19 protein-coding genes are annotated in these 17,108 nt (G+C 63.8%); 6 read left to right on the top strand and 13 right to left on the bottom strand.

Going from position 1 to position 17,108, the window contains the following annotated elements; translation table 11 throughout:
- Positions 1-285: 285 nt before the first annotated feature.
- Both CAF78_RS26345 and CAF78_RS26350 read left to right on the top strand, forming a co-directional pair.
- Positions 286-756 (top strand): hypothetical protein, encoded by a 471-nt coding sequence (locus CAF78_RS26345; protein WP_085673022.1) that lies wholly within the window; start codon positions 286-288, stop codon positions 754-756.
- Entirely contained in the window at positions 753-965 is a 213-nt protein-coding gene (locus CAF78_RS26350) for a hypothetical protein (RefSeq protein WP_085673024.1), read from the top strand. Before CAF78_RS26345 ends, CAF78_RS26350 begins: the two co-directional genes overlap by 4 nt.
- Positions 966-975: 10 nt before the next feature.
- Here CAF78_RS26350 and CAF78_RS26355 read toward each other — a convergent pair whose 3' ends face one another.
- The 7 genes from CAF78_RS26355 to CAF78_RS26385 all read right to left on the bottom strand — a co-directional run bounded on the left by CAF78_RS26355 (position 976) and on the right by CAF78_RS26385 (position 8,133).
- The gene (locus tag CAF78_RS26355) at positions 976-1,341 is read right to left on the bottom strand and encodes a Na+/H+ antiporter subunit G (protein ID WP_085673026.1); all 366 of its coding nucleotides are present in this window, start codon (positions 1,339-1,341) and stop codon (positions 976-978) included.
- Entirely contained in the window at positions 1,338-1,616 is a 279-nt protein-coding gene (locus CAF78_RS26360) for a K+/H+ antiporter subunit F (RefSeq protein ID WP_003250109.1), read from the bottom strand. The genes CAF78_RS26355 and CAF78_RS26360 overlap by 4 nt, the downstream gene beginning before the upstream one ends.
- Positions 1,613-2,101 carry a Na+/H+ antiporter subunit E gene (locus CAF78_RS26365; RefSeq protein ID WP_085673028.1) on the bottom strand — a complete coding sequence of 163 codons (489 nt, stop codon included), beginning with the start codon at positions 2,099-2,101 and terminating at the stop codon, positions 1,613-1,615. Before CAF78_RS26365 ends, CAF78_RS26360 begins: the two co-directional genes overlap by 4 nt.
- On the bottom strand, positions 2,098-3,777 hold the full coding sequence (locus tag CAF78_RS26370) for a monovalent cation/H+ antiporter subunit D (protein ID WP_085673030.1): 1,680 nt from the start codon (positions 3,775-3,777) through the stop codon (positions 2,098-2,100). Before CAF78_RS26370 ends, CAF78_RS26365 begins: the two co-directional genes overlap by 4 nt.
- Positions 3,774-4,118, bottom strand: a complete 345-nt coding sequence (locus CAF78_RS26375) for a Na+/H+ antiporter subunit C (RefSeq protein ID WP_003250128.1) — start codon at positions 4,116-4,118, stop codon at positions 3,774-3,776. The genes CAF78_RS26370 and CAF78_RS26375 overlap by 4 nt, the downstream gene beginning before the upstream one ends.
- Positions 4,118-7,033: a monovalent cation/H+ antiporter subunit A gene (locus CAF78_RS26380; protein WP_085673032.1), complete on the bottom strand. Its 2,916-nt coding sequence runs from the start codon at positions 7,031-7,033 to the stop codon at positions 4,118-4,120. The genes CAF78_RS26375 and CAF78_RS26380 overlap by 1 nt, the downstream gene beginning before the upstream one ends.
- A 149-nt stretch (positions 7,034-7,182) precedes the next feature.
- Entirely contained in the window at positions 7,183-8,133 is a 951-nt protein-coding gene (locus CAF78_RS26385; RefSeq protein WP_085673034.1) for a DMT family transporter, read from the bottom strand.
- A gap of 83 nt (positions 8,134-8,216) precedes the next feature.
- On the opposite strand from CAF78_RS26385, the gene CAF78_RS26390 reads away from it, so the two are divergent.
- On the top strand, positions 8,217-8,780 hold the full coding sequence (locus tag CAF78_RS26390; RefSeq protein ID WP_085673036.1) for a helix-turn-helix domain-containing protein: 564 nt from the start codon (positions 8,217-8,219) through the stop codon (positions 8,778-8,780).
- 12 nt (positions 8,781-8,792) lie between these two features.
- Here CAF78_RS26390 and CAF78_RS26395 read toward each other — a convergent pair whose 3' ends face one another.
- Positions 8,793-9,341, bottom strand: a complete 549-nt coding sequence (locus CAF78_RS26395) for a cysteine hydrolase family protein (RefSeq protein WP_085673038.1) — start codon at positions 9,339-9,341, stop codon at positions 8,793-8,795.
- 82 nt (positions 9,342-9,423) lie between these two features.
- On the opposite strand from CAF78_RS26395, the gene CAF78_RS26400 reads away from it, so the two are divergent.
- Complete coding sequence (locus CAF78_RS26400; RefSeq protein ID WP_085673040.1) at positions 9,424-10,404, top strand: GlxA family transcriptional regulator; 981 nt, start codon at positions 9,424-9,426, stop codon at positions 10,402-10,404.
- On the opposite strand, the gene soxR is transcribed toward CAF78_RS26400, so the two are convergent.
- Positions 10,405-10,857, bottom strand: a complete 453-nt coding sequence (gene soxR / locus CAF78_RS26405) for a redox-sensitive transcriptional activator SoxR (protein WP_085673042.1) — start codon at positions 10,855-10,857, stop codon at positions 10,405-10,407.
- An 85-nt stretch (positions 10,858-10,942) separates the two neighbouring features.
- On the opposite strand from soxR, the gene CAF78_RS26410 reads away from it, so the two are divergent.
- A complete protein-coding gene (locus tag CAF78_RS26410; protein ID WP_085673044.1) occupies positions 10,943-11,323 on the top strand; it encodes an antibiotic biosynthesis monooxygenase in 381 nt (126 codons plus the stop codon).
- On the opposite strand, the gene CAF78_RS26415 is transcribed toward CAF78_RS26410, so the two are convergent.
- Entirely contained in the window at positions 11,302-12,072 is a 771-nt protein-coding gene (locus tag CAF78_RS26415) for a S9 family peptidase (RefSeq protein ID WP_085673046.1), read from the bottom strand. The genes CAF78_RS26410 and CAF78_RS26415 overlap by 22 nt on opposite strands.
- Complete coding sequence (locus CAF78_RS26420) at positions 12,056-13,168, bottom strand: DUF3182 family protein (protein WP_085673048.1); 1,113 nt, start codon at positions 13,166-13,168, stop codon at positions 12,056-12,058. Before CAF78_RS26420 ends, CAF78_RS26415 begins: the two co-directional genes overlap by 17 nt.
- Before the next feature lie 226 nt (positions 13,169-13,394).
- On the opposite strand from CAF78_RS26420, the gene CAF78_RS26425 reads away from it, so the two are divergent.
- Positions 13,395-15,203: an aminopeptidase P family protein gene (locus CAF78_RS26425; RefSeq protein WP_085673050.1), complete on the top strand. Its 1,809-nt coding sequence runs from the start codon at positions 13,395-13,397 to the stop codon at positions 15,201-15,203.
- Between the two features lie 56 nt (positions 15,204-15,259).
- On the opposite strand, the gene CAF78_RS26430 is transcribed toward CAF78_RS26425, so the two are convergent.
- A complete protein-coding gene (locus CAF78_RS26430) occupies positions 15,260-15,541 on the bottom strand; it encodes a hypothetical protein (protein WP_085673052.1) in 282 nt (93 codons plus the stop codon).
- A 190-nt stretch (positions 15,542-15,731) separates the two neighbouring features.
- Positions 15,732-16,619: a threonine/homoserine exporter RhtA gene (gene rhtA / locus CAF78_RS26435; protein ID WP_085673054.1), complete on the bottom strand. Its 888-nt coding sequence runs from the start codon at positions 16,617-16,619 to the stop codon at positions 15,732-15,734.
- Positions 16,620-17,108: the final 489 nt, after the last annotated feature.

The following is a 17,108-nucleotide window of genomic DNA, read 5'->3' on the forward strand; positions in this document are numbered from 1 at the left end:
GATGGATACCTGAGCCCGTTCTGCCGAGGGGCTTGCAGTTATCTATTGCATCTTTTCTGGCGGGTTTGTTGTCAGACATTACGCTTCCCTGACGGGGAATATGCCGAAAGCCTGCTTAGAGGCCATATCTGGCAAGCCAGAGTAAAGTTTCCTGCGTGCTGCATCGTCAGCAGGCACAGACGTTTCGTGCATCACTTTATTATTCTTTTCGCCTATCGAATTGAAATGGCCGCGCCTCACCGACTCCGAGTGAGGGCGGATGTCACCGGTTTGAGGATTACTTCATTGGCAGTCAGTACACTGGATACCCACGCCTTGTTTGCCCTGGGCGATTTGCGCGGTAAGTTGGCCAAGCTGTTTCAGGGCCGTTTCATCTATGTCACCGAACAGAACCCCGAAGGCCTGTACATGGCCGAGATCGACACCGAAAGTGCCTTGGTGGTCGATGACAAGCAGCGCCTGGAACTGAAGGTCGGTGATCACTTCCGCGCCGCCGTGTTGCCTAGCCGCGAAGGTGGCAAACTGGAAATGCGCTTTCGCGAAATCAAGCTGAACGTCTACGGTGTGGGCGACTACGCGTTTGTTTCGGTGCCGGAAGGCGAGGGCATCGTGTTCCGCGAAGGCCAGGGCGTGATGCTGGTGTTCGCCGCGCAGCAGCAGGTTCAGGAAGGCCTGGGCAAGTTGCTCAAGGCGGTGACCGGCAAGGTCGCCAAGTGGCGCAAGGGCGAGCTGACCACCTTCAAGGCCAGTGAATGAACACGAGTGACGAAGCGCCGGGTACGCGTGCCGAGTTTCATCGGCAGTACCAGGCGCAAGCCCTGGCTGAGGCTCAGCGCCTGTTGGCGCAGCGTGAGGTGATGGCTGGGGGCTGGCTGAGCTGGGTAGCGGCCCAGCTGTATCAGCTGAGCCCGCCACCCTATGCCGCCATGGTCCGGCGCGAGTTGCAGCGCCTGGCTCAAGGCTGAGGCCAGCCGTTCAGTGGCCGTGATCGCGGCCGCTGCTCACTTCTTCAGGTACAGCCTCTTTCGACATGCGCTTGCGGAACAGCGCCGCCCGAGCCAGCAGCAGTGTGGTGACCGGTACGGTGATCGACAGCAGGATCGGGATCAGCCAGGCGTGCAGCACGGGGCGATCCTTGAGCCAGGAGAAGTAGATGATCGACGCCAGTGCCACGCACCAGGCACCGATCGTCGACGCCAGCGCCGGTGGGTGCATGCGCTGGAAGTAGTCTTTCAGGCGCAGCAGGCCAATGGCGCCGATCAGGGCGAAGAGGCTGCCGATCAGCAGCAGCGCGGCAGTGACCAGTTCCAGCCAGAACGGCAGTTCAAGGGTTTCGGTCATTCGATCACCTCGCCACGCAGCAGGAACTTGGCCAGGGCGAACGATCCGACAAAGCCGAACAGGGCAATCAGCAATGCGCCCTCGAAGTAGGTGTCGCTGGCATAGCGGATCCCCAGCACCAGCATCGTCAGCATGGCCAGGATGTACAGATAGTCCAGCGCCAGCACCCGGTCCTGGGCGGAGGGGCCGCGAAATAGCCGGATCAACGCCAGGCCCATGGCCAGGGCGAAGATGAACAGGCTGGCGAGGACTGCGTTGGCGAGCAGGCCTGTCATTCGAAGATCTCCATCAATGGGCGTTCGTAGGTGCGCTTGAAGTGCTCGATGAAGGCCGCTTCGTCGCTCAGATCGAACACATGCAGCAGCAGTACGCTGCGGTCCAGGGCCAGTTCCGACCACACGGTGCCGGGTACCACGGTGGTGATCATCGACAGTGCCGCCAGGCCGTGGGCGTCGCGCAGGTCCAGTGGAATGTGCACGAAGGCGGAACGGGGCGGGCGTTGCCCGGCGCGCAGCACGCCGATGGCCACCAGCAGGTTGGAGTGGACGACATCGATGCCGACCCGGCCAATCAGCCTTGCCACCACCCACGGCTTGCGCACGTGCGCATGTTGCGGGCGCAGCGGTGCCATCAGCAGCGGGGCCAGCACGCCCAGTGCTGCGCCCAGCAACAGATTGCCGGGGCTGACCGAGAGGTTCAACAGCAGCCACAGCACGAACAATGCGGCCGACAGCAGCGGTGCGGGGAACAGTCGGCTCATGGCTGCACCTGTACGTCGAGTGTGGTCGGGCCAGGGACGGGGCGGGCGGCCATCACGGCTTCGATGTAGGTGTCTGGTGCCTGCAGGCTGGCGGCGGTGTCCTGGGTGTAGCGCAGCAGCGGCTCGGCCCTGAAGCTGAGGATGATGCACAGGCCGAGCAGGACCACGATTGGCAGGCACTCATAGCGGCGCAGTACAGGTGAGGGGCGCTCCTCGGGCTTCCAGAAGCGCTGGATGCCGACCCGGCCGAAGGCGATCAGCGAGGCCATGCCCGAGAGGATCAGCAAGGCTACCAGCACCCAGCCCGCCGCCGACAGGGGTTGCTCCGCTGGCATGCCCAGCCCCTGTGGATTGAACAGCGCGCTGATCAGGTTGAGCTTGCTGACGAATCCGGATAGCGGCGGCATGCCGATGATCAGCAGGGCGCAGGCGATGAAGCTCAGGCCGAGGAACGCCATGGTCCAGGGGATGATCTGGCCGATGACCACCTTCTGCTCGTCGTCGAGGTTGATGCCTTTGGGCGGGTGCAGCGACTCGAGCGGTGAAGGCATGGCGTCTTCTTCTTCATCCAGCGGCGCTTCGTTGGCCGAGCGCGAGCGCTCCACCAGTTCGGCGAGCAGGAACAGCGCGCACAGCGCCAGGGTCGAGTTGACCAGGTAGAACAGCGCCGCGCCAGTGAGTGCTGGCTGGGCGAAACCGACCGCGCCGAGCAGGGTGCCGGCGGAAACCAGGATGCTCAGCGCGGCCATGCGCTCCAGGCGTTGCGCGGCCAGTATCGACACCGCCGCCACGGCCAGGGTGACCAGCCCCCCGTAGACCAGCCATTGGCCGCCGAAATGCGCCGACGCACCGGCCTGCCCGGAGAACAGCAGGGTCCACAGGCGCAGTACGGCGTAAAGGCCAACCTTGGTCATGATGGCGAACAGCGCGGCAACCGGCGCACTGGCCGAGGCGTAGGCAGGCACCAGCCAGAAGTTCAGTGGCCAGATGCCGGCCTTGACCAGGAAGGCCATGGCCAGGATCGCTGCGCCCGCGTGCAGCAGGCCGCGGTCGGCTTCTGGCACCAGCGGGATCTTCAGGGCCAGGTCGGCCATGTTGAGGGTGCCGGTTACGCCATACAGCATCGCTGCGCCAATCAGGAACAGCGAGGAGGCGAACAGGTTGATGGCGATGTAATGCAGCCCGGCTCGCACCCGTGCGCGGCCCGAGCCGTGCAGCAGCAGGCCGTAGGAGGCGGCCAGCAACACCTCGAAGAACACGAACAGGTTGAACAGGTCGGCGGTCAGGAAGGCGCCGTACAGGCCCATCAGCTGGATCTGGAACAGCGCATGGAAGCTGGCGCCGGCGCCATCCCAGCGGGCGCGGGCGAACAAGAGGGCGCTGATGCCGATGACGCCAGTCAGGGTCAGCAGCAGCGCTGACAGGTGATCCACCACCAGCACGATGCCAAAGGGCGCAGGCCAGTTGCCAGGCAGGTAGACACCGATCGATTCCGCCTGCCCCTGGGTGCGCACCCACAGTAACAGGCTGACGGCGATGGCCAGCCCGGCAAAGGTCGAAAGCAGGTTCAGGCGGGCCTTGACCTGACGGTGTTTTTCGCCCAGCAACAGCATCACTGCCGCCGTCAGCAGCGGTAGCAGGATAGGGGCGACGATCAGTTGACTCATGCCGCTCATTCGTCACGCTCCCGGCCGTCCACATGGTCGGTGCCGGTCAGGCCGCGCGATGCCAGCAGTACCACCAGGAACAGTGCGGTCATGGCAAAGCTGATGACGATGGCAGTGAGCACCAGCGCCTGCGGCAGCGGGTCGGTGTAGTGCAGCAGGTCCTGGGTCACGCCGTCCTTGATGATCGGCTCCTTGCCGATGAACAGGCTGCCCATGCTGAAGATGAACAGGTTGACCCCGTACGACAGCAGGCACAGGCCCATGATCACCTGGTAGGTGCGCGGGCGCAGGATCAGCCACACCCCCGAGGCGGCCAGTACACCGATGGCGACTGCAATGACTTCTTCCATCAGGCGGCTCCTGCTTGGCTGGACTTCGACGGGTTGCCCGGGCGGTAGGCCCGCACCGACTGGTGCGCGAGGGCGGTGAGGATCAGCAGGGTCGAGCCGACCACCACGGTGAACACGCCGATGTCGAAGAACAGCGCGCTGGCCACGTGCACGTCGCCGAGCAGCGGCAGGTGCAGGTGAGCGGTATGGGTGGTGAGGAACGGGTAGCCGAGCAGCATGGCGCCGACCCCGGTCAAGGTCGCGCAGAGCAGCCCGGTACCCATCCAGCGCAGTGGCCGCAGGCTCATCTGTGCTTCGACCCACTGGGTGCCGGCCACCATGTACTGAAGGATGAACGCCACCGACATCACCAGGCCGGCAACGAAACCGCCGCCCGGCTGGTTATGGCCGCGCATGAACAGGTACATCGACACCAGCAGGGCGATTGGCAGCAGCAGGCGTACCAGCACGGCGGGCACCATCATGAAGCCCAGGGCCGTGTCGGCGGCATGCCGCGGGTTGATCAGGTCGGTGACCACATCCGGCGCCAACTGACGCTGCTGGGCTGGCAACTGCATGCTCTCCTTCGGCGGGCGGAAGCGCCGCAGCAGGGCGAATACGGTCAGCGCCACGGCCACCAGCACGGTGATCTCGCCGAGGGTATCGAAACCACGGAAGTCCACCAGCATCACGTTGACCACGTTGGTGCCGCCGCCTTGCGGCAGGGCGCGGCTGAGGTAGAACGACGAGATGTCGTTGGGCGTCGGCCGGGTCAGCATGGCGTACGACAGCACCGCCATGCCGGCGCCGACCAGCACCGCCAGCAGCAGGTCGCGCAGGCGCCGGGCGCGGGCGCGGTCGAGGCTGCCGGGCAGCGGCGAGACGCCTTCGATACGCCGCGGCAGCCAGCGCAGGCCGAGCAGGATCAGTACCGTGGTAACCACCTCGACCACCAGCTGGGTCAGGGCCAGGTCCGGGGCGGAGAACCAGACGAACGTGATGCAGGTCATCAGGCCGCAGACGCTGACCATGATCAATGCTGCCAGGCGGTGGTACTTGGCCTGGTAGGCGGCGCCGATGGCGCAGGCGATCGCGATCAGCCACAGCGCGACGAACACGCCGGAACCGGGGATTTTCGGCCGCTCGCCCCAGCTCAGGCCGCTGTACAGCATCGGCGTGAGGCCGGCAATGAAGGCCGCCAGCACCAGCATGAAAAGTTGCGACTGCAGACGGCGGCTGGTCAGCAACCGCTCGACGCGTCGCGCCAGCAGCATCAGCCGGACCTGGCCGTGTTCGAACAGGCGCTTGCCATTGAAACGCTCGATCAGCGGCGGATACGGGAAGCGTCCACGGCGCAGCTGGTTGCGCAGCAGCAGGTAGAGGACGATACCGCCGCTCATGGCCACCAGGCTCATGATCAGTGGCGCATTCCAGCCATGCCAGATGGCCAGGCTGTACTCCGGCAGCGTGCCGCCCACTACCGGCTGTGCAGCGGCGGCCAGCAGCGGGCCGACCGACTGCGCCGGGAAGATGCCCACCACCAGGCAGGTCAGCACCAGCAGTTCGACCGGCGCGCGCATCCAGCGTGGTGGCTCGTGCGGCGTGTGTGGCAGGTCCTCGGCCTTGGGCCCGAAGAACACGTCGACGGTGAAGCGCAAGGCGTAGGCGACGCTGAAGGTTCCGGCGAGGGTGGCGATCACCGGCAGTGCGGCTTCGACCCAGGCAGTGGAGGAGATGAACACGGTTTCGGCAAAGAACATTTCCTTGGACAGGAAACCGTTCATCAACGGCACGCCAGCCATCGAGGCGCTGGCCACCATGGCCAGGGTCGCGGTGTAGGGCACCAGGCGTATCAGGCCGCTCAGGCGGCGGATGTCACGGGTGCCGCTTTCATGGTCGATGATGCCGGCGGCCATGAACAGCGAGGCCTTGAAGGTGGCGTGGTTGAGAATGTGGAACACCGCGGCGACTGCGGCCAGCGGGCTGTTGAGGCCCAGCAGCAAGGTGATCAGGCCGAGGTGGCTGATGGTCGAGTAGGCAAGCAGGCCCTTGAGGTCGTTCTGGAACATTGCCGCGAAGGCGCCCAGCAACAGGGTCACGGCGCCCGCGCCGCCGACGATCCAGAACCATTCGTCACTGCCCGACAGCACCGGCCAGAGGCGCGCCAGCAGGAACACGCCGGCCTTGACCATGGTCGCCGAGTGCAGATAGGCGGAAACCGGAGTGGGGGCCGCCATGGCATGGGGCAGCCAGAACTGGAAGGGGAATTGCGCACTCTTGCTCAGTGCGCCGATCAGGATAAGAGGGAGCAGCACCGGGTACAATGCGTGCTGGCGGATGGTTTCGCCGGCAGCCAGGACCTTGTCCAGGTCGTAGCTGCCGACCACATGGCCGAGCAGCAGGGCCCCGACCAGCAGGCACAGGCCCCCGGCCCCCGTCACCATCAGGGCCATGTAGGCGCCGCGGCGGGCATCGGCGCGGTGGTGCCAGTAACCGATGAGCAGGAACGAGAACAGGCTGGTCAGTTCCCAGAAGAACACCAGCTGGATCAGGTTGCCGGAGATCACCAGGCCGAGCATGGCACCCATGAATGCCAGGAAGAAGGCGAAGAAGCGCGGCACCGGGTCCTGTGGCGACATGTAGTAGCGCGCATACAGCGACACCAGCGTGCCGATGCCCAGAACCAGCAATGAGAACAGCCAGGCGAAACCGTCCATGCGCAGGACCAGGTTCAGGCCCAGGCTGGGCAGCCACAGCAGTTCTTCGCGGATCACGCCGCCATCGGCAATCTGAGGGTACAGCAGTGCTACCTGGACGGTGCCGACCAAGGCCACGAGCCCGGCAAGGATGGACTCGGCGTTACGTGCGTTGTGCGGCAGCGCAGCTGCCAGGCAACTGCCCACGAACGGCAGAAGCAGTAGCACTATCAAGGACATAGCGTTCTATTCTGGAAAGGTTCGCAAGGATCATACGTGCCGGGCCGTTGATCACCAACACGCAAGCTGTCGCAGAATCGTACAAAAGCGCTGTGACAAGCTGTTTTTTTATAACAGTTTTTTACAGAGCATAGACGTTGCCGGGCGCTTTACAGGCCGGCTTCCTGTTCGCGAGCGGCTGGCGCGTCGAGGGCTTGGCTGGTTTCACGGTTGCGGCGTAGCTTCAGTTCGCTGACTACCACCGCGATGACGATCAGCAACCCGCCGACCAGCGCGATACCGGGCAGGCGTTCGCCAGCGATGCGCCCGACGATACCCGCCCATACCGGTTCACCTGCGTAGATCAGCGTGGCGCGGGTCGGCGAGACCGACTTCTGTGCCCAGTTCATTGCCACCTGGATCACCGCGCTCATGGCGCCCAGGCCCAGCGCGCTGAGCAACAGCAACCAGGAAAAGTCGGGCAGGCGCTCCTGGGTCGGGACGATCATCAGGAAGGCCAGCAGCGAAGCGGTCGCCAGCTGCACCACGGTGACCCGGCGCACATCGACCTGGCCGGCAAAACGGCTGATCAGGATGATCTCGGCGGCGATGGCCACGGCGCTCACCAGGGTGACCACTTCGCCTTCGCTGAAATGCAGCGCGCCGCCCTCGGGCCCGGCCAGCAGCATCAGGCCGACGAACGCCAGGCAGATACCGATGCTCGGCATCAGCCCTGGCCGGCGCCCCAGCACCAGCCATTGCAGCAGTGGCACGAACGGGACATAGAGCGCGGTGATGAACGCCGACTGGCTGCTGCTGATGGTTTGCAGGCCCATGGTCTGCAGGCCGTAGCCCAGCATGATGGACACCCCGATCAGCACGCCGGCTTTCAGTTCGGTGAAGGTCAGGCCAGACAAAGCACGCGCCGAGGCCAGGCCCACGAACAGCGCCGCTGCGGCGAAGCGCAGGCCGACGAAGAACATCGGGCCGCTCACGGTCATGACGTTGTGCACCAGCAGGAAGGTGCCGCCCCACAGCATGGTGATGAACACCAGCACCATCTCCGCCTTGCTCAGGCGAAAAGATACCGTGGTCTGTGGACTGCTGGTCGCTTGGCTCATGGTCTTGCACACTCGGAGGGGGCGGCGCACAATCGCCGCAAAGTGGGCAGTATACTGCGCAACGGGTAAAAGTGAGCAATATAGTGCACAAAGATTCCGCGCACCGGGCATCGGTGCTGCAACATGTCAGTCTCAATGTCCGTAGCCTGCGCAATGCAGCCGGGATGAGCCAGAGCACCCTGGCCGAACGTTCCGGGGTCAGTCGGCGGATGCTGGTGGCGATCGAGGCGGGCGAGAAGAATGTCAGCCTGACCACCCTCGACCTGATTGCCGAAGCCCTTGGAGTGGCCTTCAGCACCCTGATCCAGGCCCCGGATCAGCGCGACCCCAGCCGCATCGACGAGCTGGCCTGGACTGGCGAGCACCCGCAGAGCAAGGCGGTGCTGCTGGCCAGCAGCAGCGCCCGGCGCGAAGTGGAAATCTGGGAATGGACCCTCGCGCCTGGCGAGCGCTACGCCAGCGAAGCCGATGCCGAGGGCTGGCGTGAACAGATCTACGTGGCCGAAGGCCAATTGACGCTGATCATCGAGGGCGCCGAGCACTGCCTGCAGGTCGGGCAGTTCCATGTGTTCCCCAGCAACTGCCGTTATGCCTACCGCAATGATGGCGCAGTGCCCGTGCGCTTCGTGCGCAATGTGGTGATCTGAGCGGCGCCAGGGTCAGCCCTTGAGCAGTTCGTCGGTCTTCACCACCTTGGCATAGGCGAACGCCAGCGCAGCCATGGTCGAATCGTGCACTTGGGCGGCCGGTACCTGCTTGCCGTCGAACGCCAGCGGCAGGGTGGCGCAGGCATCGTGGGCCACGGTGACGTCATAGCCAAAGTCGGCGGCCGCACGGGAGGCGGCGTCGATGCACATGTGGCTCATGCTGCCGACGATGGTCACGGCCTTGACCTGATGCTGGTCCAGCGTCTGCTTCAGGTCGGTGCCGAGAAACGCGTTGACCTTGTGCTTGAGTACCACCGGTTCGCCCTCTTCGGGTGCGACCTTGGAATGAATGGCCGAGCCCTCGGTCCCCGGGGCGAAGAATGGCGCATCGGTGCTTTCGAATTCATGCCGTACGTGCACCACCAGGTCGCCTTTCTGGCGCGCCGCGGCCAACAGGCGTGCGGCGTTGTCGGCGGCCTTGTCGGCACCCTCGAGGGTCCATTTGCCGCCAGGGAAGTAGTCGTTCTGGATGTCGATGATGATCAGGGCCTGCTTGCTCATGCTGCCTCCTGTGGCAGTAGTCGTTGGATGGCGATAGTTATAGGCTGTGGGCACTGACTTGAGGATTGGCGCAATCGACACAATGACGGCAAAAACTGACAGCCCCGGCAGCCTGGAGATTGGCCTGCTGCACTACCCGGGCGCTCAGCGCGCGGCGCTGCATGGCCTGAGCGACCTGTTCAGCGTGGCCAATCGCGTGGCCGCCGAACTGGGCGCGGTCGAGTTGCCACAGGTGCGTATCAGCCACTGGCAGGTCGACGAGGCGGGGCAGTTGCAGCTTCTTGAGGATAGCTGCGGCACGGCGGGCCGCCCGCCGCGTGTGCTGATCATTCCGCCGAGCCTCGAGTCGACGCCTGCAGTGGAGTTGCTTGAGCGGCACCGGCCGCCGCTGTGCCAATGGCATGGCCAGGGCACCGTGCTGGCTTCGGTGTGCATCGGCGTGTTCTTCATCGCTGCCAGCGGCCTGCTCGATGGACGGGCCGCGAGTACCCACTGGAACTATGCGCATGCCCTTGCCCAGCGCTACCCCAAGGTCCGTGTGGAGGCCAACCAGCCGCTGCTGGATGACGGCGACATCATGACTTCAGCCGGGTTGATGGCCTGGACCGAACTGGGGTTGCGCCTGCTGGAGCGCTATCTGGGTGCCGCCGTGGCCTGGGAAACAGCGCGCTACCTGTCCGTCGAACCGGTCACCCGGCCGTTGCCGGGGGCGCTGTTCAGGCCGCGCCTGGATCATGGTGACCAGGCGGTGCTGAGGGTTCAGCACTGGTTGCAGGGCGGTGGGGCGCAAGACGCCGACCTCGCCGGCATGGCAGCCTGCGCCGGGCTTGAAGCGCGCACATTCCTCAGGCGCTTTCGTGCGGCCACCGGTTTGAAACCGACCGAGTACTGCCAGCAGGTCAGGGTAGGGCGGGCCTGCCGGATGCTGGAGTTCACCCGGCGCACGGTCGAGCAGATTGCCTGGGGTGTGGGGTATCAGGACCCGGGGGCGTTTCGCAAGGTGTTCCAGCGCATCACCGGGCTGACGCCCAGCGCGTACCGGCAACGCCTCGCGCTGCCCTGATCAGGGTAGATGCGGGCCCGGACCTGCATCAGCCAGGTGGTCCTGGCGGTTGCGCAGCGGGCACTCCTTCAGCGACATGCAGCCGCAGCCGATGCAGCCGTCGAGCTGGTCGCGCAGCCTGACCATTTCGTCGATGCGCCGGCTCAGGTCGTCGCGCCAGCATGCCGAAAGCCGTTGCCAGTCTTCGGCGGTCGGGGTGTGGTCGCTGGGCAGCGCGGCCAGGGCAGCGGCAATCTCCGCCAGCGGTATGCCCAGGCGCTGGGCCATCTTGATCACTGCGACCCGGCGCAGCATGGCCCTGCGATACCGCCGTTGGTTGCCAGCGTTGCGGGTGCTTTGGATCAACCCCTTGGTCTCATAGAAATGCAGCGCGGTCACTGCCACGCCGCTGCGCGCTGCCAGCTGGCCGACACTGAGCAGTTTGTCGGGGGTGATGGAGTCTGAGCTCGGCATGGGAAAAATCGCTTGACCTTGAGTTAACTGGAGGTTTTACCCTGCTGGCCATTCCGTAGCAAGCGCCGTAGCAAGGAGACCCGCCATGACGGCCACACAGCATTCCCTGTGGTTCACTCAGATGATCGAATATGAAGTGCCCGCTTCGCGCCAGGCAGCGCTGGCTGAGGCATTGGTCACGCGCAGCGAAGAACTGGCCACGCGTTGCCAAGGTTTGCAAAGTGTCAGCATCCAGGCCAGCGACGATGGCAGCCGCGTCTTGCAGTACCTGCAATGGCAGTCACGCCTGGCCTGGGTGGAGGCTGCGGAGTGTTTTGCTGAAGAGCCGTTCTTCGACCTGCTCAGCCGCCATCAGGCGCGCGGTGTCAACTTTACCGCCTACCAGACGTTGCGCAGCCTGGTACGCGCGGCTGATGGAGGCCTGCACTGCCAGGTCGGTGGCAGTCAGGCATACCAGGGCGCGTAGTGTGGATAGCGGTCCAGGCGTGCGCCGACCACCATTTCGCTGATCCAGGCCGCCAGGATCGAACTGTAAGCCTTCTGGCTTTGCTCGCTGGATAACGCGTGATCGGCACCATCGACGATCCGGTGGGTCAGCGAGTGTGCGCTGACGAAGGCCGAACGATAGCTCATCAGCGTCGAATGCGGTACGTAGTCGTCATGTTCCGACTCGACCAGCAGCACATCGCCGGCAAACTCGGCGCAGGCCGCCAGCGCGCGATTATCCGCCGGGCCGAGGGTGCGCTGGCGGTAGGCATTGAGACGCTGGCGGTCGAGGGCCTGCTTGGGCATGTTCCATTCGTCGTCCCAGTACATTGCCGGCACCCGCAGGGCCAGCCATTTCACCGGCCGCTGCAAGGTCAGCAGGGTGGCCAGGTAGCCGCCGTAGCTGCTGCCGATGATGGCGATGGCGGTGCTGTCGACCGCCGGGTGGCTGGCCAACCGGTCGTAGGCGGCCAGCAGGTCCTTGAGGTTCTGCTCGCGGGTGACCGTCAGGCGCTGGCTTTCGGTTTTTTCGTGGCCACGCAGGTCGAAGGTCATGCACACGCAGCCCAGGCCGGTAATATGCCGGGCGCGTGCCAGGTCGCGCTGCTGGCTGCCGCCCCAGCCATGGACGAAGAGAATGCCGGGCATCTTGCTGCCAGGGCTGACCAGGGTGCCGACGATGCTGTCACCATCGACTTGCAGTTCCACGGTTTCACTCTGAATGCTCATGTTGGCGAATTCGTGCGTATTTGCTGAGTTGTCCGAGTTCACTGTCGTTTCCTTGATAGAAGAGGGTGGCGTCAGTGGGCAGGTCGGGGGCGCCGAATACTTCATGGGTGGACGCGCATACCTGCTGCAGGGCCGGGTCATCGGCAAATGCCTGCAATGCCAGGAGCTCTGCACTGCTGGCTCCCCCCAGACGCCAGGATTGTTCAAGCACGCCGCTGCGCAGATGGCCCTGGGCCGTGGTGCCGCGGGCAATGTCGTAGTTGCGGCGCGAGGCGATGAAACCCGGGAAATGCTGTTCCGCGGCTTGCTCGTAGACCATGGCCTGGTTGATCGCCAGGCGCACGTGGTCTTCCAGAGGCCGCTGCAGCAGGGCATGGTAGTCACCCCTGACCACGACCAGTTCGGAGCCGCCGTAGACCTCGGTGCCTTGGTGGTCACGGGTCAGCTGCTGGGTGCCGTGGTAGCTGCAGGCCAGGCCTGCGACGCGGACCTGGCCGACGCTGAAGGTCTCGACCTTGCTCAGGTCCTCCTCCAGCACCAGGCCCCACAGGGCCAGGTCCCGGTCGTCGATGTTGGCCAACAGCGGTTCCAGTTCATCCGCCTGGGTAATGACGTGCTGGCCACGGCCAGCACAAGCCAGTACCGGCTTCACCCGCAATGGGCCGTCACGCAGCAGCAGCCGGGTGGCGCGCCGGGCATCGGCCTTGCTGAACACCGTGTAGCCGCAGAGCAGGGCATCACTGGCCTGGCGGGCGAAGGCATCGGTCCAGCCCGGCGGGAATTCGGCATCGGCCGGTAACGGGTGGGAAATGGCCTTGGTGGCCATGTAGGGGTGGCTGACGAGGCCACCGAACAGGTCCTGCTCGCTGCGAATGCCCATGGAGGCATAACGCTCAGGGCCCACCAGGGTTTCGGTAGGCAGGTAATAGCAGCTCGGGTCTTCCCTGGCCGGCACGTCGGGCAGCACGGCATCGCAGCCCAGCAGCCGGGCCAGGCGTTCAGCGAGCTTCAGGTGCACGGCATGTTCATGTTCCGAGGTGTGCTCACGGGTGTCGAGCAGTACCACGGCGGTTTTCTGGTCGCAGGCACTGGGCATGGGCGTCTGCCTGTGTGCAATGAATGTACAGGTTGTGAAGCCGGTGTCAGCGGGAAGTTCAGCTGGAATTGACTGATGGTCCCAGGCTGGTTGTAGGAAGCGTCCTTTTTGCAGGTGACGTCATGGGCATAGCGTGCCGTGAGTCGGTCGTCACGATTGCGACACCGTGGCCGCTGTTCCATTATCCTCATCCTGGAATAACCACGATGTTTCCGCAGGAGTGCGCATGAACGTTCAGACCACGATTGAGCAGAGTGTGCCGCAGCGCCTGGCGCGCGTGCGCCAGGTCATGGGCCGGGAGGGGATCGATGCCCTGCTGGTACCGTCGGCCGACCCGCATCTTTCCGAGTATCTGCCAGGCTACTGGCAAGGGCGTCGGTGGTTGTCGGGGTTCGATGGTTCGGTGGGCACTCTGGTGGTCACTGCAGATTTTGCCGGCGTGTGGGTCGACAGCCGCTATTGGGAGCAAGCCGAGAAGGAGCTGGCGGGGAGCGGCATCGCCTTGATGAAGCTGTTGCCGGGCAAGCCGGGTGCGCTCGAATGGCTCGGGGACAATGTTCGGGTCAATGGCACCGTGGCTGTGGATGGTGCGGTCATGGCGCTGGCACCGGCGCGCCAGCTCGAAGCGCAGCTCAAGGCTCGCGCAGCGCGTCTGTTAACCGATCGGGACGTGCTCGCCGAAGTCTGGGAAGGCCGCCCGGCGCTGCCAGCCAACCCGATCTATCAGCACCTGCCGCCCTACGCCACGGTCAGTCGTGCCCAGAAGCTCGCCCAGCTGCGGGCCGCGCTGCAGGAGAAGGGCGCCGATTGGCACTTCATCGCGACCCTGGACGACATCGCCTGGCTGTTTAACCTGCGCGGCAGCGATGTGTCGTACAACCCGGTTTTCGTATCCTTCGCATTGATCGGCAAGGCACAGGCGACCTTGTTCGTCGGTGCCGGAAAGCTCGATGAGCATTTGCGCCATGTGCTAGAGCTCGATGGCATCGACGTGCGCGATTACACGGCAGTGCACGATGCCTTGGCGGGGCTGTCGGCCGGTAGCCGGCTGCTGGTCGATCCCGCTCGCGTGACCTGCGGCTTGCTGAAGAGCCTGGATGCTGAGGTGCAACTGGTCGAAGGGCTGAACCCGACCACGCTGAGCAAGTCACGCAAAGGGGAAGAGGAGCTGGTGCATGTCCGCCAGGTCATGGAACAGGATGGCGCGGCGCTGTGCGAATTCTTCGCCTGGTTTGAGGCGCATCAGGGCCGGGAGGTCATCACCGAGCTGACGGTCGATGAGCAGTTGAGCGCTGCACGTGCCCGCCGGCCTGGCTTCGTTTCGTTGAGTTTTTCGACCATTGCGGCGTTCAACGGCAACGGCGCGATGCCGCATTACCGTGCTACCGAAGAATCCCATGCGGTTATCGAAGGTGATGGCCTGTTGTTGATCGATTCTGGGGGGCAATACCTGGGGGGGACCACCGACATCACGCGGATGGTCCCCGTGGGCAGTCCGACCTTGGAGCAGAAGCAGGACTGCACGCGCGTACTCAAGGGCATGATCGCCTTGTCGCGTGCCAGCTTCCCGCGCGGCATCCTGTCACCGTTGCTCGATGCCATCGCGCGGGCGCCGATCTGGGCGGACCAGGTCGACTACGGCCATGGCACCGGGCATGGCGTTGGCTACTTCATGAACGTGCACGAAGGCCCCCAGGTGATTGCCTACCAGGCGGCAACCACGCCGCAGACGGCAATGCAGGAAGGCATGATCAGCTCCATCGAGCCGGGTACCTACCGGCCTGGAGCCTGGGGTGTGCGTATCGAGAACCTGGTGGCCAACCGCGCCTCGGGCAAAAGCGCGTTCGGTGACTTCCTGCGCTTCGAGACCTTGACGCTGTGCCCTATCGATACCCGTTGCCTGCTTCCCGAGATGCTGGCCAAGGAAGAGCGGGATTGGCTGAACCATTACCACGCAACGGTGCGTGAGCGCCTGGCACCCTTGCTGCAAGGGGCGGCGCTGGACTGGCTGAAGCTGCGTACGGCGCCGCTTTGAGCGGTTGGATGGCAGGTCGGTAAATGAAAGAAGGGCAGCGCTCGGGCTGCCCTTTCCTATTTACAGATGACGATCATGCTACGGCTGGTATAGCCGGCGGGGTTGATGCCGAACAGGTAGTCCCCGGGCTCTTCGTCAGTGTCCCCGGAGCGGGCGATTACCTTGTAACCGCGAGTGCTGCAGGAAGTGGCTGCCTTGCTGTAGCACTTGTCCCACGAAGACGACAGGCCGGAGCAATTGATATGCAGGCCCTTTCTCCCCTTTTTGACCTCAGTCTTGGCCGTTGCGGCGCATCCGGCAATGGCCAAGACGGCCAGGATGATCAAAATACGTTTCATTCCTGTCCTTAAATGCAGGGCTGACCAGCTGTCTGACCCTGTCGTTGTCGCTTCGGTTCTTCCTGAGTGTTCCTCGACTTCCGTGTGCGCACAAGTAGATAGCGTCAAGATTATGATTTTGTGACAGCTTAATCAGCGGGGCGAATGGGGACAACGATTAATCGCGTCTCAAATGAAAATATTTCTCAAATCAATCTGCGGCAACTGCTGGTTTCGACTCGCGGCGCATGGACATCGTGGCGCCGGCCGAGGCTGCGATGATGGCAAGAATCGCCAGCCACTGGGTGGTACTCAGTACTTCGCCGAGGAACAGCAGGCCGGACAATGCGCCAATTGCCGGTTCGATGCTCATCAGGGTGCCGAAGGTACGGGCTGGCATGCGGGTCAGGGCAACCATCTCCAGGCTGTAGGGCAGGGCGGTCGACAGTACGGCAACGCCCAGGGCCAGCGGGATGACGGCAGGGGTGAGCAATGTGCTGCCGGCATGGACGATACCGATGGGCGCGACGAACAGTGCTGCGACCACTACGCCAAGGGCGGCGCTCTGGATACCGTGCTCCGCGCCAGCACGCTGGCCGAACAGGATATACAGTGCCCAGCACACACCTGCGCCAAGCGCATAAGCGGCACCCAGCAGGTCAAGCGGCTGGCCGCCGTGCCCGACTGGCAGCAGCAACAACAGGCCGGCGACCGCCAGGGCAATCCACACGAAGTCCAGTGCACGGCGTGAGGCGAACAGCGCCACGGCCAGCGGGCCAGTGAACTCCAGGGCCACGGCGATACCCAGTGGTGTGGTCTGCAGCGACATATAGAAGAGGAAGTTCATGCCACCCAGGGACATGCCGTAGATGACGACGTTGCGCAGGGTGTTGGCCGTCATGCGCACGCGCCAGGGTCTGAGGATCAGCAACATGATGATGCTGGCGAAAATCAGGCGCAGGGTGGTGGTGCCTTGAGCGCCAATGATGGGGAACATGCTTTTGGCCAGTGAGGCGCCGGACTGGATCGAGGCCATGGCGATGAGCAGCAGGCCGATCGGAAACAGAGTGGCGGCCAGGCTGCGGGGTTGGGTGTTCATTTCTGCGCGTCTATCCTTGGGAAGGTGTGCGGGGTGTGCAATATAGTGCGCAATTGGCGGTGCGAGGTGCAAGGTGCCTGTTATTGGCATTTCATTCAATGTTTCAGTTTCATGAAATTAAGGCTTGACGGCCTTTCGAATCCCCTTATAATGCGCCCCACTTCCGACGTAGTCGAAACGAAAAACTCCTTGAGATTCAAAGAGTTGGACGATTCAGGTAGTATCGGAAGTGCTTCGATCGAATGATCGACAGCGGTTGAGATGAAGGTTGACAGCGGTTTTAAACGCTGTATTATTCGCCTCCCGCTACGAGAGATCGCAGCGAGTCAAGTGTTTGAAGCTAAACGAGTTTCTCGCAAAAAAACTTCAAAATAAACGCTTGACAGCAAATGAGGAAAGCGTAGAATGCGCGCCTCGGTTGAGACGAAACGCTCTTAACCAAACGCTCTTTAACAAATCGAATCAAGCAATTCGTGTGGGTGCTTGTGA

Source organism: Pseudomonas sp. R28(2017), assembly GCF_002112505.1.
Lineage (GTDB): Bacteria > Pseudomonadota > Gammaproteobacteria > Pseudomonadales > Pseudomonadaceae > Aquipseudomonas.

Excerpts from the sequence above, each read along its gene's own strand:
- CAF78_RS26410 (WP_085673044.1), top strand. The coding sequence starts at position 10,943 with ATGACGGCCACACAGCATTCCCTGTGGTTCACTCAGATGATCGAATAT.
- CAF78_RS26350 (WP_085673024.1), top strand. The coding sequence starts at position 753 with ATGAACACGAGTGACGAAGCGCCGGGTACGCGTGCCGAGTTTCATCGG.
- CAF78_RS26365 (WP_085673028.1), bottom strand. The coding sequence starts at position 2,101 with ATGAGCCGACTGTTCCCCGCACCGCTGCTGTCGGCCGCATTGTTCGTG.
- CAF78_RS26385 (WP_085673034.1), bottom strand. The coding sequence starts at position 8,133 with ATGAGCCAAGCGACCAGCAGTCCACAGACCACGGTATCTTTTCGCCTG.
- CAF78_RS26395 (WP_085673038.1), bottom strand. The coding sequence starts at position 9,341 with ATGAGCAAGCAGGCCCTGATCATCATCGACATCCAGAACGACTACTTC.
- CAF78_RS26420 (WP_085673048.1), bottom strand. The coding sequence starts at position 13,168 with ATGCCCAGTGCCTGCGACCAGAAAACCGCCGTGGTACTGCTCGACACC.
- CAF78_RS26380 (WP_085673032.1), bottom strand. The coding sequence starts at position 7,033 with ATGTCCTTGATAGTGCTACTGCTTCTGCCGTTCGTGGGCAGTTGCCTG.
- CAF78_RS26400 (WP_085673040.1), top strand. The coding sequence starts at position 9,424 with ATGACGGCAAAAACTGACAGCCCCGGCAGCCTGGAGATTGGCCTGCTG.
- CAF78_RS26360 (WP_003250109.1), bottom strand. The coding sequence starts at position 1,616 with ATGACAGGCCTGCTCGCCAACGCAGTCCTCGCCAGCCTGTTCATCTTC.
- CAF78_RS26370 (WP_085673030.1), bottom strand. The coding sequence starts at position 3,777 with ATGAGCGGCATGAGTCAACTGATCGTCGCCCCTATCCTGCTACCGCTG.
- rhtA (WP_085673054.1), bottom strand. The coding sequence starts at position 16,619 with ATGAACACCCAACCCCGCAGCCTGGCCGCCACTCTGTTTCCGATCGGC.
- CAF78_RS26430 (WP_085673052.1), bottom strand. The coding sequence starts at position 15,541 with ATGAAACGTATTTTGATCATCCTGGCCGTCTTGGCCATTGCCGGATGC.
- CAF78_RS26355 (WP_085673026.1), bottom strand. The coding sequence starts at position 1,341 with ATGACCGAAACCCTTGAACTGCCGTTCTGGCTGGAACTGGTCACTGCC.
- CAF78_RS26375 (WP_003250128.1), bottom strand. The coding sequence starts at position 4,118 with ATGGAAGAAGTCATTGCAGTCGCCATCGGTGTACTGGCCGCCTCGGGG.
- CAF78_RS26415 (WP_085673046.1), bottom strand. The coding sequence starts at position 12,072 with ATGAGCATTCAGAGTGAAACCGTGGAACTGCAAGTCGATGGTGACAGC.
- CAF78_RS26425 (WP_085673050.1), top strand. The coding sequence starts at position 13,395 with ATGAACGTTCAGACCACGATTGAGCAGAGTGTGCCGCAGCGCCTGGCG.
- soxR (WP_085673042.1), bottom strand. The coding sequence starts at position 10,857 with ATGCCGAGCTCAGACTCCATCACCCCCGACAAACTGCTCAGTGTCGGC.